Annotated in this window: 11 protein-coding genes and 5 pseudogenes; 3 read left to right on the plus strand and 13 right to left on the minus strand. The window is 66.7% G+C overall.

Going from position 1 to position 17,829, the window contains the following annotated elements:
• Positions 1–28: 28 nt before the first annotated feature.
• Together OG331_RS48725 and OG331_RS48730 are read right to left on the minus strand one after the other, a co-directional pair.
• Positions 29–589 carry an ATP-binding protein gene (locus OG331_RS48725; RefSeq protein ID WP_406191490.1) on the minus strand — a complete coding sequence of 187 codons (561 nt, stop codon included), beginning with the start codon at positions 587–589 and terminating at the stop codon, positions 29–31.
• 409 nt (positions 590–998) lie between these two features.
• Positions 999–1,388: pseudogene (locus tag OG331_RS48730) on the minus strand (transposase); the annotation flags it as partial.
• A 694-nt stretch (positions 1,389–2,082) separates the two neighbouring features.
• On the opposite strand from OG331_RS48730, the gene OG331_RS48735 reads away from it, so the two are divergent.
• Positions 2,083–3,405 (plus strand): transglycosylase family protein, encoded by a 1,323-nt coding sequence (locus OG331_RS48735; RefSeq protein WP_406191488.1) that lies wholly within the window; start codon positions 2,083–2,085, stop codon positions 3,403–3,405.
• Between the two features lie 150 nt (positions 3,406–3,555).
• Here OG331_RS48735 and OG331_RS48740 read toward each other — a convergent pair whose 3' ends face one another.
• From OG331_RS48740 to OG331_RS48750, 3 genes and pseudogenes are all read right to left on the minus strand, one after another.
• Entirely contained in the window at positions 3,556–5,160 is a 1,605-nt protein-coding gene (locus OG331_RS48740) for a sigma-70 family RNA polymerase sigma factor (RefSeq protein ID WP_406209683.1), read from the minus strand.
• Between the two features lie 949 nt (positions 5,161–6,109).
• Positions 6,110–6,259, minus strand: a pseudogene (locus OG331_RS48745) (IS5/IS1182 family transposase); the annotation flags it as partial.
• A 15-nt stretch (positions 6,260–6,274) separates the two neighbouring features.
• Positions 6,275–6,610 (minus strand): annotated as a pseudogene (locus tag OG331_RS48750) (transposase); the annotation flags it as partial.
• Positions 6,611–7,255: 645 nt separating this feature from the next.
• Between OG331_RS48750 and OG331_RS48755 the strand changes: the two are divergent.
• The gene (locus OG331_RS48755; protein ID WP_406191486.1) at positions 7,256–8,497 is read left to right on the plus strand and encodes a DUF5925 domain-containing protein; all 1,242 of its coding nucleotides are present in this window, start codon (positions 7,256–7,258) and stop codon (positions 8,495–8,497) included.
• An 82-nt stretch (positions 8,498–8,579) separates the two neighbouring features.
• Here the strand turns inward: OG331_RS48755 and OG331_RS48760 are convergent, their stop codons facing one another.
• The 7 genes and pseudogenes from OG331_RS48760 to OG331_RS48790 form a co-directional block, all read right to left on the minus strand.
• Entirely contained in the window at positions 8,580–9,974 is a 1,395-nt protein-coding gene (locus tag OG331_RS48760; RefSeq protein WP_406191484.1) for an ATP-binding protein, read from the minus strand.
• Positions 9,971–10,699, minus strand: coding sequence for a response regulator transcription factor (locus OG331_RS48765; RefSeq protein ID WP_406191482.1), 729 nt, complete (start codon positions 10,697–10,699; stop codon positions 9,971–9,973). The genes OG331_RS48760 and OG331_RS48765 overlap by 4 nt, the downstream gene beginning before the upstream one ends.
• Positions 10,700–10,761: 62 nt before the next feature.
• Positions 10,762–11,575, minus strand: a pseudogene (locus OG331_RS48770) (IS5 family transposase).
• A 243-nt stretch (positions 11,576–11,818) separates the two neighbouring features.
• Positions 11,819–12,319 (minus strand): hypothetical protein, encoded by a 501-nt coding sequence (locus OG331_RS48775; RefSeq protein ID WP_406191480.1) that lies wholly within the window; start codon positions 12,317–12,319, stop codon positions 11,819–11,821.
• A gap of 212 nt (positions 12,320–12,531) precedes the next feature.
• On the minus strand, positions 12,532–13,314 hold the full coding sequence (locus tag OG331_RS48780) for a cytochrome c biogenesis CcdA family protein (RefSeq protein ID WP_406191478.1): 783 nt from the start codon (positions 13,312–13,314) through the stop codon (positions 12,532–12,534).
• A gap of 157 nt (positions 13,315–13,471) precedes the next feature.
• Positions 13,472–14,032, minus strand: a complete 561-nt coding sequence (locus OG331_RS48785) for a TlpA family protein disulfide reductase (protein ID WP_406191476.1) — start codon at positions 14,030–14,032, stop codon at positions 13,472–13,474.
• A 20-nt stretch (positions 14,033–14,052) separates the two neighbouring features.
• Positions 14,053–14,745 (minus strand): thioredoxin family protein, encoded by a 693-nt coding sequence (locus OG331_RS48790; RefSeq protein WP_406191474.1) that lies wholly within the window; start codon positions 14,743–14,745, stop codon positions 14,053–14,055.
• Between the two features lie 1,194 nt (positions 14,746–15,939).
• On the opposite strand from OG331_RS48790, the pseudogene OG331_RS48795 reads away from it, so the two are divergent.
• Positions 15,940–16,327, plus strand: a pseudogene (locus OG331_RS48795) (transposase family protein); the annotation flags it as partial.
• Between the two features lie 77 nt (positions 16,328–16,404).
• Here OG331_RS48795 and OG331_RS48800 read toward each other — a convergent pair.
• Positions 16,405–17,643, minus strand: a complete 1,239-nt coding sequence (locus OG331_RS48800; RefSeq protein ID WP_406209680.1) for an IS256 family transposase — start codon at positions 17,641–17,643, stop codon at positions 16,405–16,407.
• Positions 17,644–17,829 lie beyond the last annotated feature (186 nt).

Raw genomic sequence — 17,829 nt, forward strand, 5'->3', positions numbered from 1 at the left:
CAGACGGGATGAGTTGCAGCATTTGTAATCAGGGGAAGGAGACGTGGGCGTAAACGGTCTTGCCGCCGTCCCGGGACCGGAAGCCCCAGCCGTCTGACAGGGCATCGACGAGACTCATGCCGAAGCCTCCCTCTGCTCCCCGCTTGTCATCATCAACAACCACAGGCAGGTCTCGGCCGTAGTCGTCCACCTCCACGGTCATGACGCGGTCGTGCCAGCTGGTGCGCAGGTCCGCCGGCCCGGGAGAATGGCGGCAGGCGTTGGTGACCAGTTCGGAGACGATAAGGAGAACGGCGTCAGCGCATTCGCGGATGGACGCGTCGCTCGCCTCGTCCAGCCCCAGGCTGTGCAGCTCGTGCTGAATGGCTTCACGGGCGTGTCGCGCCGCGGCCGGCCGGTGGGAAAGGTGCACGCACTGGCAGGTCTCGTGGCTGTCCCTTTTGGGGGGCCTACCTCCGGCCGGCGCCGGCTGAGCGCTTGCTTTGCTGCGGCTTTCCATGTTGTTGTGCTGGTCAGGCCGGGTGTCGTGGGGCGTCCCGGCAGTGTCCATGCGGCCCTGGCCGGAGCGGATGGTGGAGACTGTCAGCATGGGGATCAACTCCGAAATCGGAAAATCCGTGCTATTTCAGAGTGCCGACCAGGGACGGTCGCCTGCCTCGGGAGGTGTCCCTAGTCAGTCCCTAGGAGGACAGGGCAGGGGGTCCCCAGGGTTCCAGGGGGACGGGTGCCGAGAGCCTGCATGACGTGCCCATGAGCGGCACACCGTCAGGCCGAGAGGTAACCATCTCGTCGCGTGAAGTGAGTCGGCAGCGGGGCGGGAGCGGTGCCTCTGGGTCTGGCATGGCGGTGTGCCCCCTGTCGTAAGGATGAGTACGGATGACCTGGGGGGTGCCGCCGGGCTTCGGGGCACAGCTTGACCGCTGATGAGGAGCCTGATGATCGCCCGGTGGGGTGCGATGCCGGACCGCTTCACGGGTGGCATGTCTGCGAACGTGGTTGCCGGTGTCCGAGCCGAGGGCTTTGACCAGGCCGTCGACCGAGCGGGTGGAGACGCCGTGGACGTATGCCTCCATGACGACCGGGTAGAGGGCCTGGCCGATCCGGCGCCGACGCTCGAGCAGGCCCGGGAAGAAACTGCCTGTCCGCAGTTTCGGGATCGCGAGCTCCAGGTCGCCGGCCTGCGTGGTCACGGTCTCCTCCCGGTGTCCGTTGCGCGAGGTGGTGCGGGTGTCGGTCCTCTCGCCCCACTGCGCACCGATCCGGGCAGTGGCCTCGGCCTCGATCAGTTCCTGCAAAAGCCGCTCAGTGACCTCGCGGACGAGTTCAAGACCATCTGCCGAACGTAGTGACTCAAGCAGGCGAAGCAGGTCATGCCGGGACAAGGCCACCGGGCACCCCCTTGGACCGAACTGGCAGTTCACCAAGGACAGTTGCACGGTGGCCTGCCCCGTTCCCAGGGGAGCGTTCACCGGCAGTCGACGCACGCGAGAGCACGCAAACGGCGCACTTCCCAGCACAAGATCCGTTACACCACTCGGCGGGACGCCATCCGCTGGGCTGGGATGAGCGATCCCCTCGCGTCCTGCCTGGTTGCCCTGGGGGGCTACACGGCGGGCAGTGACGCAGTCCCGCACGGCCATCTCGTGTTCCTCGGATTTCAATGGGCAGACACCTCACGCCGCCTCCTCCCGACATGAAACGCGGGCCCCTCCGGACGGAGCCGGATCACCCATTTTCTGCACGGTGTCTGCGTCGACGGCTGCTTCCTGCCCAACTCCCTGGCGCGGCAGGAAACCTGCGGCGGCATGTAGCTCCTTCGGCCCGTCGTGTGCCTACGGCCCTCGGGGAGGCAGGGAAATGAGTTGTTCCGCACACAGTGGCTGATGTGCTTCTCTCCCGAGGTGTCCCGGCAGTCGGTTCGATACGGGTCTCACGTGACCCTCCCTTGGGGCATGCGGATCCGTTGACGCGATCACCGCTCGGTGCAGAAGTCACCACCGATCTGACTGTCAGCCGTGGCGTCGGCCTGTTCGCCGCTGCACGCATCCCGTGACGTTGCGTAAGAAGATGAGGAGATCGTCTATGCCGTCCACCCCGCCCGCGCCTCCGGCCGTGCCGAGGACGCGCTCCTCGGGCCGCAGGGCCCGCTACGAGCCGCGCCATGCGCGCAAGTCCGACCCGCCCTGGAAGAAGCAGCCTCCCCGCACCGCGGCTGCCGGTCTGATCGGGCTGGCAGCCTTCCTCGCTCCTTCGGCACTGGGCAGTTCAAGTGCCAGCGCCAGTACAGCAAGTGTCTGGGACAGCGTCGCGCAGTGTGAGAGCGGCGGGAATTGGAGTATCAACACCGGCAACGGCTTCTACGGAGGACTGCAGTTCACGCAGAGCACCTGGACGGAATTCGGCGGCGGCCAGTACGCCTCGCGCGCTGACCTGGCCACCAAGGAACAGCAGATCGCGATTGCCCAGAAGGTTCTCGTTGGCCAGGGGCCGAACGCATGGCCCGTCTGTTCTGCGAAGGCTGGACTGACACGGGAAAATGGGGGGGCGCCATCAAGCGCCCAGCCGGACACCACTGAATCGTCGCCGCCTTCACAAGATCACGGCCAGAAGCGTGACAGACAGGAGCCGCGAGCGGACCCGGATGCCGGTGACAAGGCCTCGCGGCACCCTTCTGGCACCTCGACGCGGTCCTACACCGTGGTGTCCGGTGACACTCTGTCGCATATTGCCCATGATCATCGCGTCAGCGGCGGCTGGTCTGCACTGTATGCCGCGAACCGGGACGTGATCGGAAACGATCCTGATCTCATCTACGCCGGGCAGGAACTGACCATGCGTAAGGCGGCGGCCTCGTCGGAGGGGCCCGGACGGCACCGGGCAGACGATTCCACCTCTCGGACCGGCGGGGAGGATGCCCACAAGACTGGAACAGGCAAGCATCGCGCGAGCGGGGGCAGCTCCCAGTCGGGCAGCGCAGCCGACTCACCGGCCTCGTCCGCAGGGCTGACGGGTCCCGTCGGTTCCACAGCGGTCAGCACTCCGTACCACGCGGCCGGCTCGAGCTGGTCAAGCGGCTATCACACCGGAGTGGATTTCCCCGTTGCCACAGGGACACCGGTCACGGCTGTTCGGGCCGGCACAGTGGTATCCGCCGGGTGGGGCGGCGCCTACGGCAACCAGGTCGTGATCCGGCACGCCGATGGCATGTACAGCCAGTACGCCCACTTGTCCTCGTTGAATGTCAGTACCGGCCAGGCGGTGGGGGCAGGTGACCGCATCGGATCGTCCGGCTCGACCGGCAACTCCAGCGGCCCTCACCTGCACTTCGAGATCCGCACCGGCCCTGGCTACGGTTCGGACGTCGACCCGCTGGCTTACCTGCGCAGCCACGGTGTGAAGATCTAGGCAGTCCGCCACGACCGGGTCGCACGGGGGGCGCCGAGCACGTTGTCCGTGCCCGGCGCCCCCCGTGCGTCGCGCAGAACTTGCCGCATCGGCCAGGGCACCGGATCCGCCCGGGACCTTGCCTCCGTCCGGCATTGCCGGACGGATGCCTCAGCGGGCCCCGAATGCCTGTGTCCACCACGGGCCGCCCGCCCCGTCATGTATGCCGATGCCGATTTCCTTGAAAGAACAGTTGAGAATGTTGGCACGGTGGCCTGGACTGTTCATCCAGCCGTCCATGACCTCCGCGGCCGTCTGCTGGCCCCTCGCGATGTTCTCGCCGTAGGTGGACCACTTGTATCCGGCAGCGGTGATGCGGTCACCGGGGTCTGTCCCGTCCGGGCTGACGTGGTCGAAAAAGCCCCGTTCCGCCATGTCGTTCGAATGGTTCACGGCCGCGCCGGCGAGCTGGGCGCTGGAGGTCACAGGACCGCAGCCCGCCGCTGTCCGTTCCTTGTTCACCAGCGCGATGACTTGCCCTTCCTCGCCGGAGGCACCGCCGTTGTCGGGCGCCGACTCGGGCGCGGGGGCCGGGACTGCGGGCTGCTGCGTCGATGGCGGCGCCTTGGGTGTTGGGGCGGAGGGACGAGGCGCCGAAATGCTGGACCGCGAGACCGACGGCTTCGCGGAAGCGGATCTGGAGACGGGCGGTGAAGGTGTGCGGCTGACGGCCGGGGAAGGGGAGACGACAGGCAGCTCAGCATCGGAGATGTGATTGCCGCTCGAGGCCGAGCCGCCGGGGTGCAGGAACACATACAGCGCGACGCCGGATGCCGCCAGTGCCACAACCACCCCGGCCACGGCGGCACGACGGCGGAACTGGCGTCGTCGGGTCTGCAGGCGGTCACTGCGTGGTCCCCTCGACGACGCAACTGCCGACCCTGTGCTGTGTAGCGGGAGCGACGCGACTACCTGCGTGGTCAACTCCCGGGTGGCAGCGGTCAGAGCGGCACTGGGAGGCACCAGGGCCAGGCCTGCCAACAGGCCCTCCGGCGGAGACATACCTCGCTGCAGCTCGGAGCAGCGCCGACAGCTCTCTGCGTGCCGGGATATCTGCCTCCGCCACAGGCTGCTCCGTTCCCCGTTCCAGGTTCTGAGCGTCTCGTACAGCTCCGGGCACGGCGTCGTCGCCTGCAACACCTGCACCACAACGCGGGCGGACTCCAGATGCGCCTTCATCCTCTGCACGCGCACGGCAGTGTGCTGGGCGGACAGCTCCACTGCTTGCGCGACCTCTGCACGGGTCAGCTCGCCCGAGCACTCCAGCCACCACAGCGACAGCAAGTCCTGGTCTTCGCCCTCCAGCCAGCGGGAAGCCTCCGCCGTCTCCAGATGCTGGCCCGACAGCTTCAGGTGCGTGACGGTCAGGGCAACGAAGTCCGCTGAGGGGTCGTCGAGTTCGCGAGCGGCCTCCAGGCCCGTGCCTTCGCAACCCTCGCGGTGGGTGTGGTGATCCTGCCGGTAGGCCCGCACACGGTTCATCGCTATCGCCACCACCCAGGAGCGGAAGCTGCCGGCCGAAGGCAGGGCACTGAAGCCGACCATGGCTCGCAGCACGGTGTCCTGGACCAGGTCGTCGGTGTCCGGACGACCGTTGAGCGCCCGCCCGATCACGTTGTAGACGAGCGGGAGGTGCATGGTGACGAGTTCCTCCTGTGCTTGCGCATCACCATTCTGTGCGGCCCTCACCAGTTCGACTTCCAGTTGTGTATGCATGTCTGAATCAACCCTGCTTGTCCGCGGGCAGCGATGTAGCCCTCGTCTGGGAGCCCCGGGGGCGGCTGCGAGATAACAAAAATCGTGTGCTGTTTGGCGGTATCGGCGAGAGGGATGAGAGTCAGGCGCCACAAGTGAATCGCAGCATGAGAGGCATGTGGAGACCTGCAGGCGGTGTCAAGACCGCTGATGCCGGGAGGCGCTGAACGATCTCGGACCGTGCCGGCTGTGACGGGTGCAGCGACCGCTGTGGAGGCCTGCAGACGTTGATCCCTCGCCCGTCCGTTCTCCCCTCAAGATCGCTCAAGTCGCCGTCTGCCGACGCCATATGGGCCGGGGCAGCCGCCTCCCATGGCGACCGTGTACGCGGCGACCGTCGCATGGTCGGCGGGCGCATCCTGGAGCGCCCCGCCCTGCTTGGTGCTCGGTGACTGTAATCGGTCCGTCCAGCCGGTCGCAAAGGACGACCCGGCACACCCGGATGTCCTCCCTTTCGGCCGCCCCAAAGGGAGGACGCTGCGAACTTCTGCCGGAGCAGGACAGCCGCTGCTCGGCTGTGGAACTCAACACCGCGGTTGCTCGGCGGCGGTAGCGTGAGCAGTCGCGGAAGAAAGAAGACGCGCAACAAACGAGTGAGGCAAGCCGTCTTCGCCCAAGGAATCCCGCGCTGTAGGCAGGCGGGACACGAGCAGCCGACGTCTCGCGCCCTGGAGCCGAGGATCGTCAATCCGTCCCTGGCCATCGAGTGACGGACGAAGACGTGCAACCTCTACGCGATTCCCGGCCGCAGAGGTTCTACGACGAAGACCGCATGTGGACCATGCATGGGCGAAGTGCAGTACCAACAAGGGCAATTCGCCGGCAAACGGTGCATGGCTCACTCTGCGGACCTGCAATCCCGAGTGGAACATGGCACAGTCGTGGCAGGTAGGTCCGTAGCCCAGTAGTTGCGCGCGAGCGTGTTGTGCCTGCGTAGGTGCACCAGCCGACCACGGCAGGGCGGCGCGCGGGACAACGGTCACCCTCGGGTGACGATGAGCATCGCGGCCCACTGGACCAAGGCGTGCGGCAAGCCGAGTGCGGCAGGATGCGGAACCAACGCGGCTCCTGGCCTGTGGGATAGCGATGACTCGCCTCGCTGCCCGTGAGGATTCGGACCTGCCAGATCCCCCTTTGAGGGCTCGCATGTTCACCGAGTCGATCGCGCAGCTGGACCAGTCCAACGCGCCGCGGGAGCCGAGTTCGTCAAGGACCAGGCGGTGGAGCTTGGCCCACGCCCTGGCCTTCGTCCACTCGGCGAAACGACGGTGAGCTGTCGCCCCCGAGGCCCGAACGACGCTGACGGCAACTGCTGCCACGTGCAGCCCGACGTGGCTACGAACACGATCGCAGCCAGCACCTCCCGGTCACCATGCCGGCGCCGTCCACCACCCTGAGGTTGCGAGGGAGCAGCTCAGCGATCCCCACCACGACCGACATCTGCCGAGTCGGCCAAATGCGACGTCTCAGGCGAGCGGGGATGTCACAGCCCGGCGTAACCTCGTCCACTGCTGAGGGTGGGGTCGGTGCGGCTCTGTATCGATGCCATTGACCACGGTGTGGCAGGGACATGGGGAAAGGCAGCCAGGGGGTAGATCTCCCTGAACCTGTTCAGGACCTGCCGCATGCCTTCAGCCGCCTGCTGTGCCTCGGCAATCGCATCGCCTCGCTCGGCAACCAGCTGAGTGTAGATCGGGTCAGTCGTAGTTCCATCACCAGCTACCACGCCACACCTCGTGAAGAGAGACAATCGTGAATGAAGGGTCGTGCAGATGAGCAAACGCACGATGCGGTAACCAGGTTGCCGTCGAAATCCCCGCAAGAGCTTCCCGTAAGGGCAGCAGGAAACGCTCCTCCTCGTTCATGTATGGACACGAGAGCCCTCCACTCGCGCAGGCACCCGTTGCCGACAAGACAGGAACCCATCGGTGCCCTTTCGCTTGCACGGCAAGTACTCACCTTTGCTGCTGCGGGATCAGAGAATGTCCGTGCTCCTAGCGACACGTATGCAGATTTCTCCAGGAGTGGCGCGTAAGAGAGGCACGACGTCGGGGTCATGCCCGGATGCGAGCTCCGGAGCAGGACGGACTGGGTCCGCCTGGCCTCCCCAAGCGCAGCACCCTCAGCCGGAACGAACAGAGCGAGGAACCATACAGTGATCGGCCCGTTCTCCAGGTGGACTGCACGGTCGGAACGACAGCAGTCGCTTCAAGCGGCGGCCCCTCGCCGGGTCATCAGCGGGGGAGACGGCATCCGGCAGGTGATCCTGGCACTGGCCTTGGACCCCTACATAGCGGGCGCACAGCCCTGTGCCCGCAGCGCCGAGATACATTGCGTGCGCGAGCATTTCGGTGCGCCTGCGCTGGATGACCCCCGCGTCGTACGCCGCTTCACATCCGACCTTCACGACATCTGCCTGCTTGGGGGCGACGGCTGGACGTGCATCTATTCCCGGAACCTGAGGCCATCTGCTTCAGTCCAGGCAGAGGTGACGGTGACCGCCGAAACTCCGCAGCTCGCTGCTGAGATTCTCGCGGACCTGATCACTGCCCACGGCCAAGACAGCACGGAAGAGTTCGACAGCGTGCCGGTCGGATTCTGGCACCTGTCCTCGCGAGGCGTGCCCACGCGTGTGTTCCGCCCCACTCGTGTGCCCGGCTGGAAGGACATCCGGTCGAATTACGCGAACTCGGCTGCAGCGCGCATTGATCACCTCGCAAATCTCACCCCGGCAACGCTGCAAGGAACCATCATCTTGATGCACGGTCCTCCCGGTACCGGCAAGACGACGGCTTTGCGGTCCCTGGTACATGCCTGGCAGAATTGGTGCGGCTTTGAGTACATCCTGGACCCCGAACACTTCTTCGGTTCGCCTGACTACCTCTTGCATGTCGCCACTCCGGCCCGGCCGAGGGACGACCGGTGGAGCGCACTGATCCTCGAAGACTGCGATGAACTGCTGCGCAGTGATGCGAAGAGAGCCATGGGGCAAAACCTCGGCCGGCTGCTGAACCTCAGCGACGGCATTCTGGGGCAGGGAGGGAAGACCCTGTTGATCATGACCACCAATGAGGACGTTCACAGACTTCACCCCGCAGTCGTCCGGCCCGGGCGCTGTCTGGCGCAGGTGGAAGTGGGACCGTTGAGCCAGGAAGAAGTCAGCCGCTGGAACGGAGGAGTGGCCGCGAACCTAGGGGCGTCCGCCACACTTGCCCAGCTTTACGCCCATGCGTCAGTAGCCACACCGCTCCTTGACACTCCTCGCCGAACCGGCGACTTCACTGGTGCCTACCTTTGAGCAGCCCGCGCCGGGAGCTGCGGGGAGGGCGGCGCTGGCGCATGCGGCGCGCACTGCCGTGGCCCTCGGGCCTTCCGGCGTCTCAGGGGAGCAGCCGCCGTCTGACCGGGCGTCCACGCCTGCTGCGGCGAGGGCGTGGCGAAGTGGCGGAGGCCAGACCCAAGGTCACGCGGATGCAGGCACCTCCGAGCGGGCCGCGGCCGATGTGCACGGAGCCCGCTGTGGCTGCGGCGGCGCGGCGGGCAATGTCCAGGCCAAGGCCGGTCGAGTGGGTGCTGTGTCCGCGAGCCAGAGCGGCGTCGGGATCGGGAATACCGGGTCCTGCGTCTTCGACGACCAGCTCCGCGGCATGGGCGGTGCGGGTCACGGCGATGGCGAATGCGGTGCCAGCGGCGGTGTAGCGGAAGACGTTTCCCACGAGGGCGTCCACGACGGCCGCGATGTCCTGGGCCGACAGCCCGACCCAGGTCGGCTCTTCGGTGATGCTCAGTGTGCAGCAGCGCTGCTGCTGTTCGGCGAGCATGGCCCAGAAGACGGCCCTGCGGCGGATCACAGGGGCGGCTTCGCACCGGTCGGCCCCCTGACCGGCGCGAGCAGCGGGTGCAGGAGCGTCAGTGCGCAAGGCTCGGCCCATCGGGCCGACGGCCAGCGGGGTGCGGGCTGCGGTGATGATGGTGTGGAGCTCGGACTCGAGTTCGTCCACGGCTGCTGTGATGCGTTGGGTCTGTGCGTCGGGCCGCATCCGTTCACAGGCCAGGTGCAGGGCTGTCAGCGGGGTGCGCAGCCGGTGGGAGAGATCGGCGACGAGTTCGCGCTCGATGGCGAGCAGTTCCGTCATCCGGTCGGCCATGGTGTTGAAGGCCCTACCGGCGTCCTGCAGCTCCCGGGGACCCATGGGCTCCACGCGGGTGTCCAGGTCGCCGTCCCCCAGCGCGCTGGAAGCACGGGCCAGTTCCTTGCTGGATCTGACCACCCTGGCGGCCAGGCGGTCGGCGACCAGGACGGATCCGACGACGAGCCCGGCGGCCAGGACGGCCATGACGGTCCACGATGCTCTCACCCCGCGGGTGAGTTCTGCGCGGGGTACGAAGTCCTCCACCACGGCGACCCGGCTGTGGGGGAGGACGACGGGCTGCAGGTGGATCCAGCCGTCCGCGATGTCCTGGGAGATGGATTCGCGGTCTCGCTTGGCGCGCTCGAGCAGGTGCGGCGGGGCGTGAGTGGTGCCGATGGTCTGGGAGTCGGGAAGGTGGAGGACCAGAAATTGAGCCTGGTCCAGGCTGCCTGCTGATTCACGTATGTCGGCGGGGTTGGTGGTGAGGGCCAGCAAGGGAGCCATGGCGGCGGCCCGCTGCTCGGCGGCCGTGATGCTCTGTTCCCTGGCCAAAGACATGACCAGGACCGCCAGCGGGATCAGGAAGGACAAGGCGATCATGGAGGTGACGGCGAGTGCCACGGCCGCCAGCGAGCGTCTCAACGGGGAGCCATCAGTTTTATGCCGACGCCGCGCACGGTCTGCAGGTAGCGGGGTGCCGATGCCCGCTCGCCAAGCTTGCGGCGCAGGGCCGACAGGTGGACGTCGACCGTCTGATCGTCGACATAGGGCTCGCGCCACACCTCATTGAGGAGCTGCTGCTTGGAAATGACCTGCCCTGCATGGTGCGCGAGGAAGGACAGCAGATCGAACTCCCGGCGGGTGAGCCTGAGTTCCCGGTCGGCCAGGAGCACGGTGCGGGCGGGCGGGTCCACCGTGAGATCACCGACGGATACCGGCTGCATCAGGTCGACGGCCGGGGGCCGCCAGGCACCATCGGTGTGATGGGCGGAGGAGGATGCCGCGCCTGCGGTGCGGCGCAGTACCGCAGACAGGCGAGCGACGAGCTGCCCGCCCGAGAACGGCTTGACCACATAGTCGTCAGCGCCGGCGTTCAGCAACCGGATGATCTCCGCTTCGTCGTCGCGAGCGGTGACCACCATCACCGGCACGGAGGAGATTCCGCGCATCATCTGCAGGACGTCGCCTCCGTCCAGGTCCGGCAGCCCCAGATCCAGCACCACGGCGTCAAAGGGATCCTGCGCCACTTCACGCAGAGCTTCGAAGCCGCTTCCTGTGCTGCGAACGGTATGCCCCTGCTCGGTCAGAATCTCGATCAGGGAGACACGGATGCGGGGATCGTCCTCAACGACAAGTACACGGGGCATCCTCGAACCCTATCCAGCGTCTTTCCACAGCCAACTCCGCGCTGTCGCACCAAGAGGTCATCTCATTTGGTGAGTCTGCGGTAGCAGATCAGGGTGCAGGCGATGCTGGTGAAGGCGAGGAAGTGGTCGGCTTTGCGTTTGTAGCGGCGGTGCCGGCGGCGGCATCCGGCGAGCCAGGCCGTTGGGTGCGTTCGGTGGTCCAGCGGTGGCGGCCGAGGCGTTGCGAGGTCTCGATGCCCTTGCGGGCGATGCGGAGCCGGATGCCTCGGCTGGATAGCCATCTCCGCAGGTGGTTGTAGTCGTAGCCCTTGTCGGCGTGGAGTTTGCGGGCCTGCGTCGCCGGCGTCCCCGGCGGGAGCGGATCGGCTGTATGCCTTTCATCAGCGGGATCAGTGCCTGGCTGTCGTGCGTGTCGGCGCCCGAGATGCCGATGGAGGGGGGCAGGCCGGTCCGCTCCGTGATCAAGTGGATCTTTTGGCCCGGACTTGCCCCGGTCTACAGGATTCGAACCTGGCAGGTCCCCCTTTTCAGGGCCCGCATATTGACCGAGTCGATCGCGCACCTGGACCAGTCCAGCTCTCCGCGGGATCCGAGTTCGTCGAGGACCAGGCGGTGGAGTTTGGCCCACACGCGGGCCTTCGTCCACTCGGTGAATCGCCGGTGAGCCGTCGCGCCGGACGGCCCGAACGACGCGGTCGGCAACTGCTGCCACGCGCAGCCCGAGGTCGCCACGAAGACGATCGCGGCCAGCACTTCGCGGTCGCCGTGTCGACGCCGGCCACCACCCTGAGGCCGCGACGGCGCCTTCGGCACCACGTGCTGGAACAGTTCCCACAACTCGTCCGGCACCAGCCGCTCAACGATCCCTGCCACGATCGGCAGCTTACCCAGCCAAATGAGATGACGTCTGAGGAGCATCTCTGCCGATCGCACCTGCGGCCGTCGCTTGCGCCCGCTACCGCAGCGCAGCGACCGGACCGGTCGCAGGATGCGGCAGATGAAGGCGGGCCGTACATCGCGAAATGCGGGCGCGGCGCCTGACGGGGCAAGGACCCTTGCCCGGATTGTCTGCCCAATAGTCTGCCCGATCGGGTGGCAGCGGGCCTTGTGGTGCTGAGGTCAGCGTCCGCCGAACGCCACCTCGTCGTCGGTGACATGCATGGCCACGGGGTGACTCTCGACCGGCAGAGTGCAGCCCTCGGAGGAGCTGCAGCTGGCATAGGTCAGCAGCGCAGCCGCCTTGCCGGTGCCTTCGGCGTGAATAGGCACAGTCAGGGTGACGGGCCCGTCGGGATAGACCGCAACGGTGCTCTTCACGCCCGGCACACTGATGTTGCGGACGTCGGAGGAAGCAGTCGGCTCCTCAGTGGCCGTGATCGCTCCGCCGAGGGCGATGACGGTGGGTCTGCCCACCCCTTCGACGCCGTCCTCGGGCAGATCGGTGCTGTAGAGATGGAAACCGTCGTCCGTGGGGGTGAACGTCACCTTCAGAGTGCCGTTGGGAGCCTTCCACTCGGCGACGCTGAGTTCTACGGTGACGCCGTTCCTGGTGAACTTGGTGGCCGGCGGAGGCCCTGCCGCCGGCTCGTCATCGGCCGCACACGCGCTCAGGGCGGCCATCGACACAACCGTCATGGCGATCGCGGCGGCATGGCGGGACCGGCGACTGCCTGCCCAAGCCAGCGCCCAAAGGGAAGAGTTGGTCATCACGCTCGGTTTCCCATGCAAAGGTTGATCGAAGGAGTCGCCGAGGTGACGACACCTTGCCTGCGGTCTGATGCTGACTGGCGCCGCAGAAGCCCACAGTCTGCTGAACGGGGAAGGCCGCTTGCTCACAGGACGGCCGTGGAGTCGGCGGTCCACAGTTGCAGCCAATACACGAGATCGCTCCATGCACCGGTGACCATCAACAGGCCCACGACGACAAGCATGCCGCCGCCGGTACGCAGGACCCACTGGTAGTGCCTCTTCACCCAGCCGAATGCGCCCAGGGCACGACGGAACGCCACTGCCGCCACGACGAAGGGCAGCCCCAGCCCCAGGCAGTAGGCAGCCATCAGCAGCGCACCGCGCGCCGCGCTGGCCTCACTCCAGGCCAGCGCCTGCACCGCGGCAAGTGTGGACCCGATACAGGGAGTCCACCCGACCCCGAAGACGATCCCCAACAGCGGTGCTCCGGCCAGGCCCAGTACGGGGCGCCGGTGGCTGCGGAACTCCCGCTGGGTGAAACCGGGCAGCACTCCCATGAACGCCAGGCCCATCACGATGGTGAAGGCGCCCAGCACCGTGGTGATGAACTCCTGGTGAGTCAGAAGCACGCGCCCGAAGTACCCGAACAGGGCGCCCCCGGAGACGAACACTGCGGTGAAGCCCAGGACGAACAGGACGGCACCCATGAGCATGCGACCCTTGCGCCCGCCCTGGGCATCGGCCAGGTCCTCGACCGACAAGCTGGTGACATAGCTGAGATAGCCGGGAACCAGCGGCAGCACGCAAGGTGAGAGGAACGACACCAGACCGGCCACGACAGCCACGGGAACAGCAATGACCAAGGCTCCCTCGATGAGAGCCGGAGCCTCCTGAACGGCACGCATACTCGTACCGGCGAGCATCATCGCAAGCTCCCTGCCGGCATCCCCAGATGTCTCGGCCGATGCAACTCCGCATCGCTGCCGCACACGCGCATGACGACGCCGGCCGATGCGCGTTGGGCCGTGACGGACAGGCCGCTCCCATACCGGCGCCGCCGCTCCTGGGGCGTCAGGGAGGACCTCACGTTCCTTCCTCCAGCACACGTGTGATCATCGACCGCAGTCCGGACACTGTCATCGGCCCCGACACACTCGCTGCGATCCGCCCGCGGCGGTCGACGACCAGGGTCGAGGGGATGGCCTGCGGATTGAGGATGTCGGCAGGGAACTGCATCAGCAGCCGCCCGGAGGGATCGTAGAGACTCGGAAAGGTCAGGCCGTACGTCTGCTCGAAGGAGCGAGCGGCCTTGGTCTGCCGGTCGCGGGTGTTGATACCGAGGAACCGCACGCCCCGCGGCCACATCTCGCGGTGGATTTCCTCCAGCACAGCGGCTTCGGCCCGGCATGGACTGCACCAGGACCCCCAGACGTTGACCACCACGATCTTTCCCCGGAAGTCGGCGAGGGCCGTGTGCCGTCCTTCGAGGTCGGCACCGGCGATCCTTGGTGCCGCATGCCGTTCAGCCAACCGGATCACCGCTGCTTCGGCCTGTTTTGTCTCCCCCTGGTCGTCCGAGGACTGGGCGTTGGAGGAGGTGCAGCCGGTCAGCGCGACCAGGGCGGTACCGAGGGCAGTTGCCAACCGCTGCGCGTGGCGCACCCTCACGCCCACTTGCGCAGCCAGGCATTGAGGCCGTCGGCGGTCAGGTCAGGCTTCCCCGTTTCCTGGGTGTCGGTGAGCACCGTTCCCGACGGGGACAGCACGATCAGTACAGGCATCTTGTAGCTACCGCCGCCCGGACTGTACTCGCGCAGAAGTGAGAAGTTGTCGGAGCCGCTGCTGCCGATGTCCACCTTCACCACGTGGTAAGAGTCACCGAGGATTCCTGCCGTATCTCCGGCGGCGAACACCTCGTCTGCGGCCTTGCAGTTCCCGCACCAGTTGGCGCCGAAGTCGAGCAGGACGGCCTTCCCGTCAGCTTCGGCAGAACGCAGTGCCGCATCAACGGCCGCCTGAGCGTCCAGCGAGCCGTCGTAACCGGTCTTGAACGGTGTGCCTGCGGCAGGAGCCGCCCTAGTGCGCTCAGGCTCGTCCGGGGCAGGCTCGGGTGCCTTGGCCTTTGCGGAGGCAGAGGGCGGGGCAGAAGCAGTGACAGTCTTCGAAGGGGAAGCCGACGGGGATGCCGAGACAGACGCCGACTGCTTCGAAGGGGTCGGTGTGCCGATGGCGGCAGGTTCGACGGTGGAGGTGATGCTGTGCCGCCCTTCAGCAGCAATGCCCGCAGCGGAGTCTTCCGCGGAATGCTGGGAAGCGGCATAAGTGGCGCCCATGGCCACAGCGATCACGGCCACCACCCCAGTGACAGTGAGGACCCGCCCCGTGCCGCGGGAACGGTGGGTGTGCCGGGCGGCACGGTGTTTGCGAGGACTCATCTCAAGTCACCTCAAAAGGCTCTGTGCTTCCGGAAGGCGAAGCAGTCCCTGTGGCGCGGACGCAGGGGATCCGGGCAGTCGGCACAAGCGCTCGGGCCGGCCGACGGGTCATGAACGACCGCGAGCATAGGGCCGGCCGATAGGGGCTACAGGCCCTCGACAGCGATCTTGAGGTGCGCTTAAGGAAGCCCTCACCCTCTGCTTCGTCACCGCGATGAACATATGAGGGGATAGCGTTGTGTAAGGTTGATACGCAGCGAAGCGGACAACGGGGATGAACGGGAGACCGTCGTCAGGACACCGAAGCGCAACCCACGCAGTGAGCAACGGCGCCAGCTGCCGGGCTGCAACGGGAGTGTCCCACCCAGAGGCAGCGGCGCCTGCGAATCGGGGCCGGCTCGGGGCCTTGTGTTCATGTGTGTCAGCTGTTCGGCCAGTATGGTGCGGTGTCTCGCTTCCCCCGCTACCTGCTCATCTGGGTGACCTGCACGACCGCCAGTGTCGCGGCTGTCATCGTCACCGTCGACTTCGTGACGCTTTCTACTCGGCCGAAGCCCCCGGTTGCCCGGCCGGCCCCCGAGGCGGTGCCCTCCGCCTCGCCGTCTCACCGTACCGCCGTATCTCGTCCGCCCGGGTCTTTCCCGGCCACCGCCCCGCCTTCGACGCCGAGCGACCCCGCACGGGATGCTGCCCCCACGACTACTGCGCCCGACCCCTCCGCTTCGGCCACCACCACGGCCAGTGCATCCCCGCCGGCACCGGTGCAGGCCGCCTCTCCAGACTCCCCCGAGGACTGTCTGGACAGTGGGCGGGGACCTCATACGGTGCCGTCAGAAGGCGGCAAGGCAACCGTGCGCTACGGGAACGGCCGTGTGTGCCTCATCTCCGCCATACCGAACCCTGGGTTCAGCGCCGGCACCACGCAGACCTCGGATCAGACGCTGATCGTCACGTTCACAAGCGGCAGCCACCGGTCACAGATCACGGCGACAACGGATCCGGTCGCCCGGGCAAGCGTGCGCGAGACAGATCATTGAGCCCTTTTCATCCCGAGCCTTGAAGTGTGGATGTGCAGGTGGGGTGGTGGGTGACGTGGCAGGGCCCCTGGTCGTTGGCGTGGTGACTTCACTCATCACACCGGCGGCCGAGGGGCTCTGTTGGTTGCACGCTCGACGTCTCGGACGAGCTCGTCGAGCATGTTGCGTGGCTGATCCATGCCCGTCGGCAGGAGCTGAAATTCGCCGTGGCGCCGTCTGGGTTTGTTTCAAGCAGGCCCTGCCGGCCCTGGCCCATTGGCGGAAGAACGAGACGTTTCCAAAGTTCGTGGCGGGTTTCGGTGTGTCCACGACTACGGCCTGGTCGGTACGCCGACGAAACGCTCGGACTCCTGGCAGCGTGGGCACCGGGTCTGCACAAGGCTCTCGTCGCACTGGGTGAGGGTGATTTCGTCGTCGTTGACGGCACTCTCATCGGCACCGACCGGATCGCCACGGATGAGCCGTACGACTTCCGGCTAGGACAGGCGTCCGTCGACGGCAGCACTGCGAGTCCGGGTCATGTCCCCCTTCGTGGTGTAGCCGATCAATCGGTGGGCTTGTTGGTGGTGTGGGGTAGTGCGGGGGTGCGTTCGGGGAGCTCGGAGTAGAGCTCGGTCATGCTGCCTTCGGGCAGGTACCGACGGGGGAAGGCGATCCATTCGTCGTGCAGTTCGAAGAGCACGGCGGTGACCAGGCGCTCGAGGGCGTCGGGGTTGGGGAAGACCTGCACGACGTCGGTTCTGCGCTTGATCTCCCGGTTCAGCCGTTCAAGGGGGTTGGTGGACTGGATCTTCTTCCAGTGCTGGAGTGGGAAGACCGCGAACGCGGTCAGGTCCTCCTTCGCTGCCAGGAGCATCTCTTTCACCTTGGGGAACTGCTCGCCGAGCATGTCGGCGACGGTGTCCAGCTGGGTCCGCACCAGTGCCGTGGCGGGCTGGGCGAAGATGGTCCGGATTGTCGCGGCCACCATCTCACCAGCACCTTTGGGGATGTGCGCGAAGCAGTTGCGCAGGAAGTGAACGCGGCACCGCTGATAGGAGGAACCCAGCATCACCTTGCGGATAGCGGCCACCAGTCCGCTGTGGTGGTCTGCGATGACGAGGCAGATGCCGCCCAGGCCGCGGGCGCGGAGCGAGCGCAGGAACTCGCTCCAGAATGCTTCGGTCTCGCTGTCACCCACGGCGACCCCCAGGACCTCGCGGCCGCCGTCCTCGGTGATGCCGGTAGCGATGACGACGGCCTGGGAGACGATCTGATGGTTCACCCGCACCTTGCAGTACGTCGCGTCCAGGTAGAGGTAGGGGAACCTGGTGTGGTCCAGGGGACGGGTGCGGAACGCGGTCAGCGGCTCGTCGAGCTCGCCGCAGATCCGGGAGACCTCACTCTTCGAGATCCCGCTGTCCCCGCCCAGGGCCTTGACCAGGTCATCGACCGAGCGGGTGGAGACCCCGTGAACGTAGGCCTCCATGATCACGGCATACAGAGCCTGATCTATACGCCGCCGGCGTTCCAGCAGGCTGGGGAAGAAGCTGCCAGTCCGGAGCTTGGGAATCTCCAGGTCCAGGTCGCCGGCTGGCGTGGTCAGGGTCTTGTCCCGGTGGCCGTTGCGCAAGGCCGTCCGTGATGCGGTGTGCTCGTTCCAGCCGGCACCGATGTGCGCGCTCACCTCGGCCTCGATCAGTTCCTGCAGCATCCGCTCGGCCACACTGCGGACAAGCTCGATTCCATCAGACGAGCGTAGTGACTCCAGCAGCCGTATCAGGTCAGACTGGGACAGGGCCATCGCGTACTCCTCATGGTTGAACTGGGCGTTCACCAAGGAGAGTTACGTGATGGCCCGCCTCGCGTCAGGGAGCGGCAGGCACCAACAGAAGTGCGCCCCGAGCACCCGCCCGCGCACGCCCGCACCTTGATCGGCTACACCACAACAAGGGACGCCATCCGAGTCCGGCCGCGGATCCCGGACCGA

Origin of the sequence: Streptomyces sp. NBC_01017 (assembly GCF_045162795.1) — a bacterium.
Classification (GTDB): domain Bacteria; phylum Actinomycetota; class Actinomycetes; order Streptomycetales; family Streptomycetaceae; genus Streptomyces; species Streptomyces machairae.

Coding starts and splice junctions, on each gene's coding strand:
- OG331_RS48725 (WP_406191490.1), bottom strand. CDS start 589: ATGCTGACAGTCTCCACCATCCGCTCCGGCCAGGGCCGCATGGACACT.
- OG331_RS48735 (WP_406191488.1), top strand. CDS start 2,083: ATGCCGTCCACCCCGCCCGCGCCTCCGGCCGTGCCGAGGACGCGCTCC.
- OG331_RS48740 (WP_406209683.1), bottom strand. CDS start 5,160: ATGCATACACAACTGGAAGTCGAACTGGTGAGGGCCGCACAGAATGGT.
- OG331_RS48755 (WP_406191486.1), top strand. CDS start 7,256: ATGCCCGGATGCGAGCTCCGGAGCAGGACGGACTGGGTCCGCCTGGCC.
- OG331_RS48765 (WP_406191482.1), bottom strand. CDS start 10,699: ATGCCCCGTGTACTTGTCGTTGAGGACGATCCCCGCATCCGTGTCTCC.
- OG331_RS48775 (WP_406191480.1), bottom strand. CDS start 12,319: ATGGCCGCCCTGAGCGCGTGTGCGGCCGATGACGAGCCGGCGGCAGGG.
- OG331_RS48780 (WP_406191478.1), bottom strand. CDS start 13,314: ATGATGCTCGCCGGTACGAGTATGCGTGCCGTTCAGGAGGCTCCGGCT.
- OG331_RS48800 (WP_406209680.1), bottom strand. CDS start 17,643: ATGGCCCTGTCCCAGTCTGACCTGATACGGCTGCTGGAGTCACTACGC.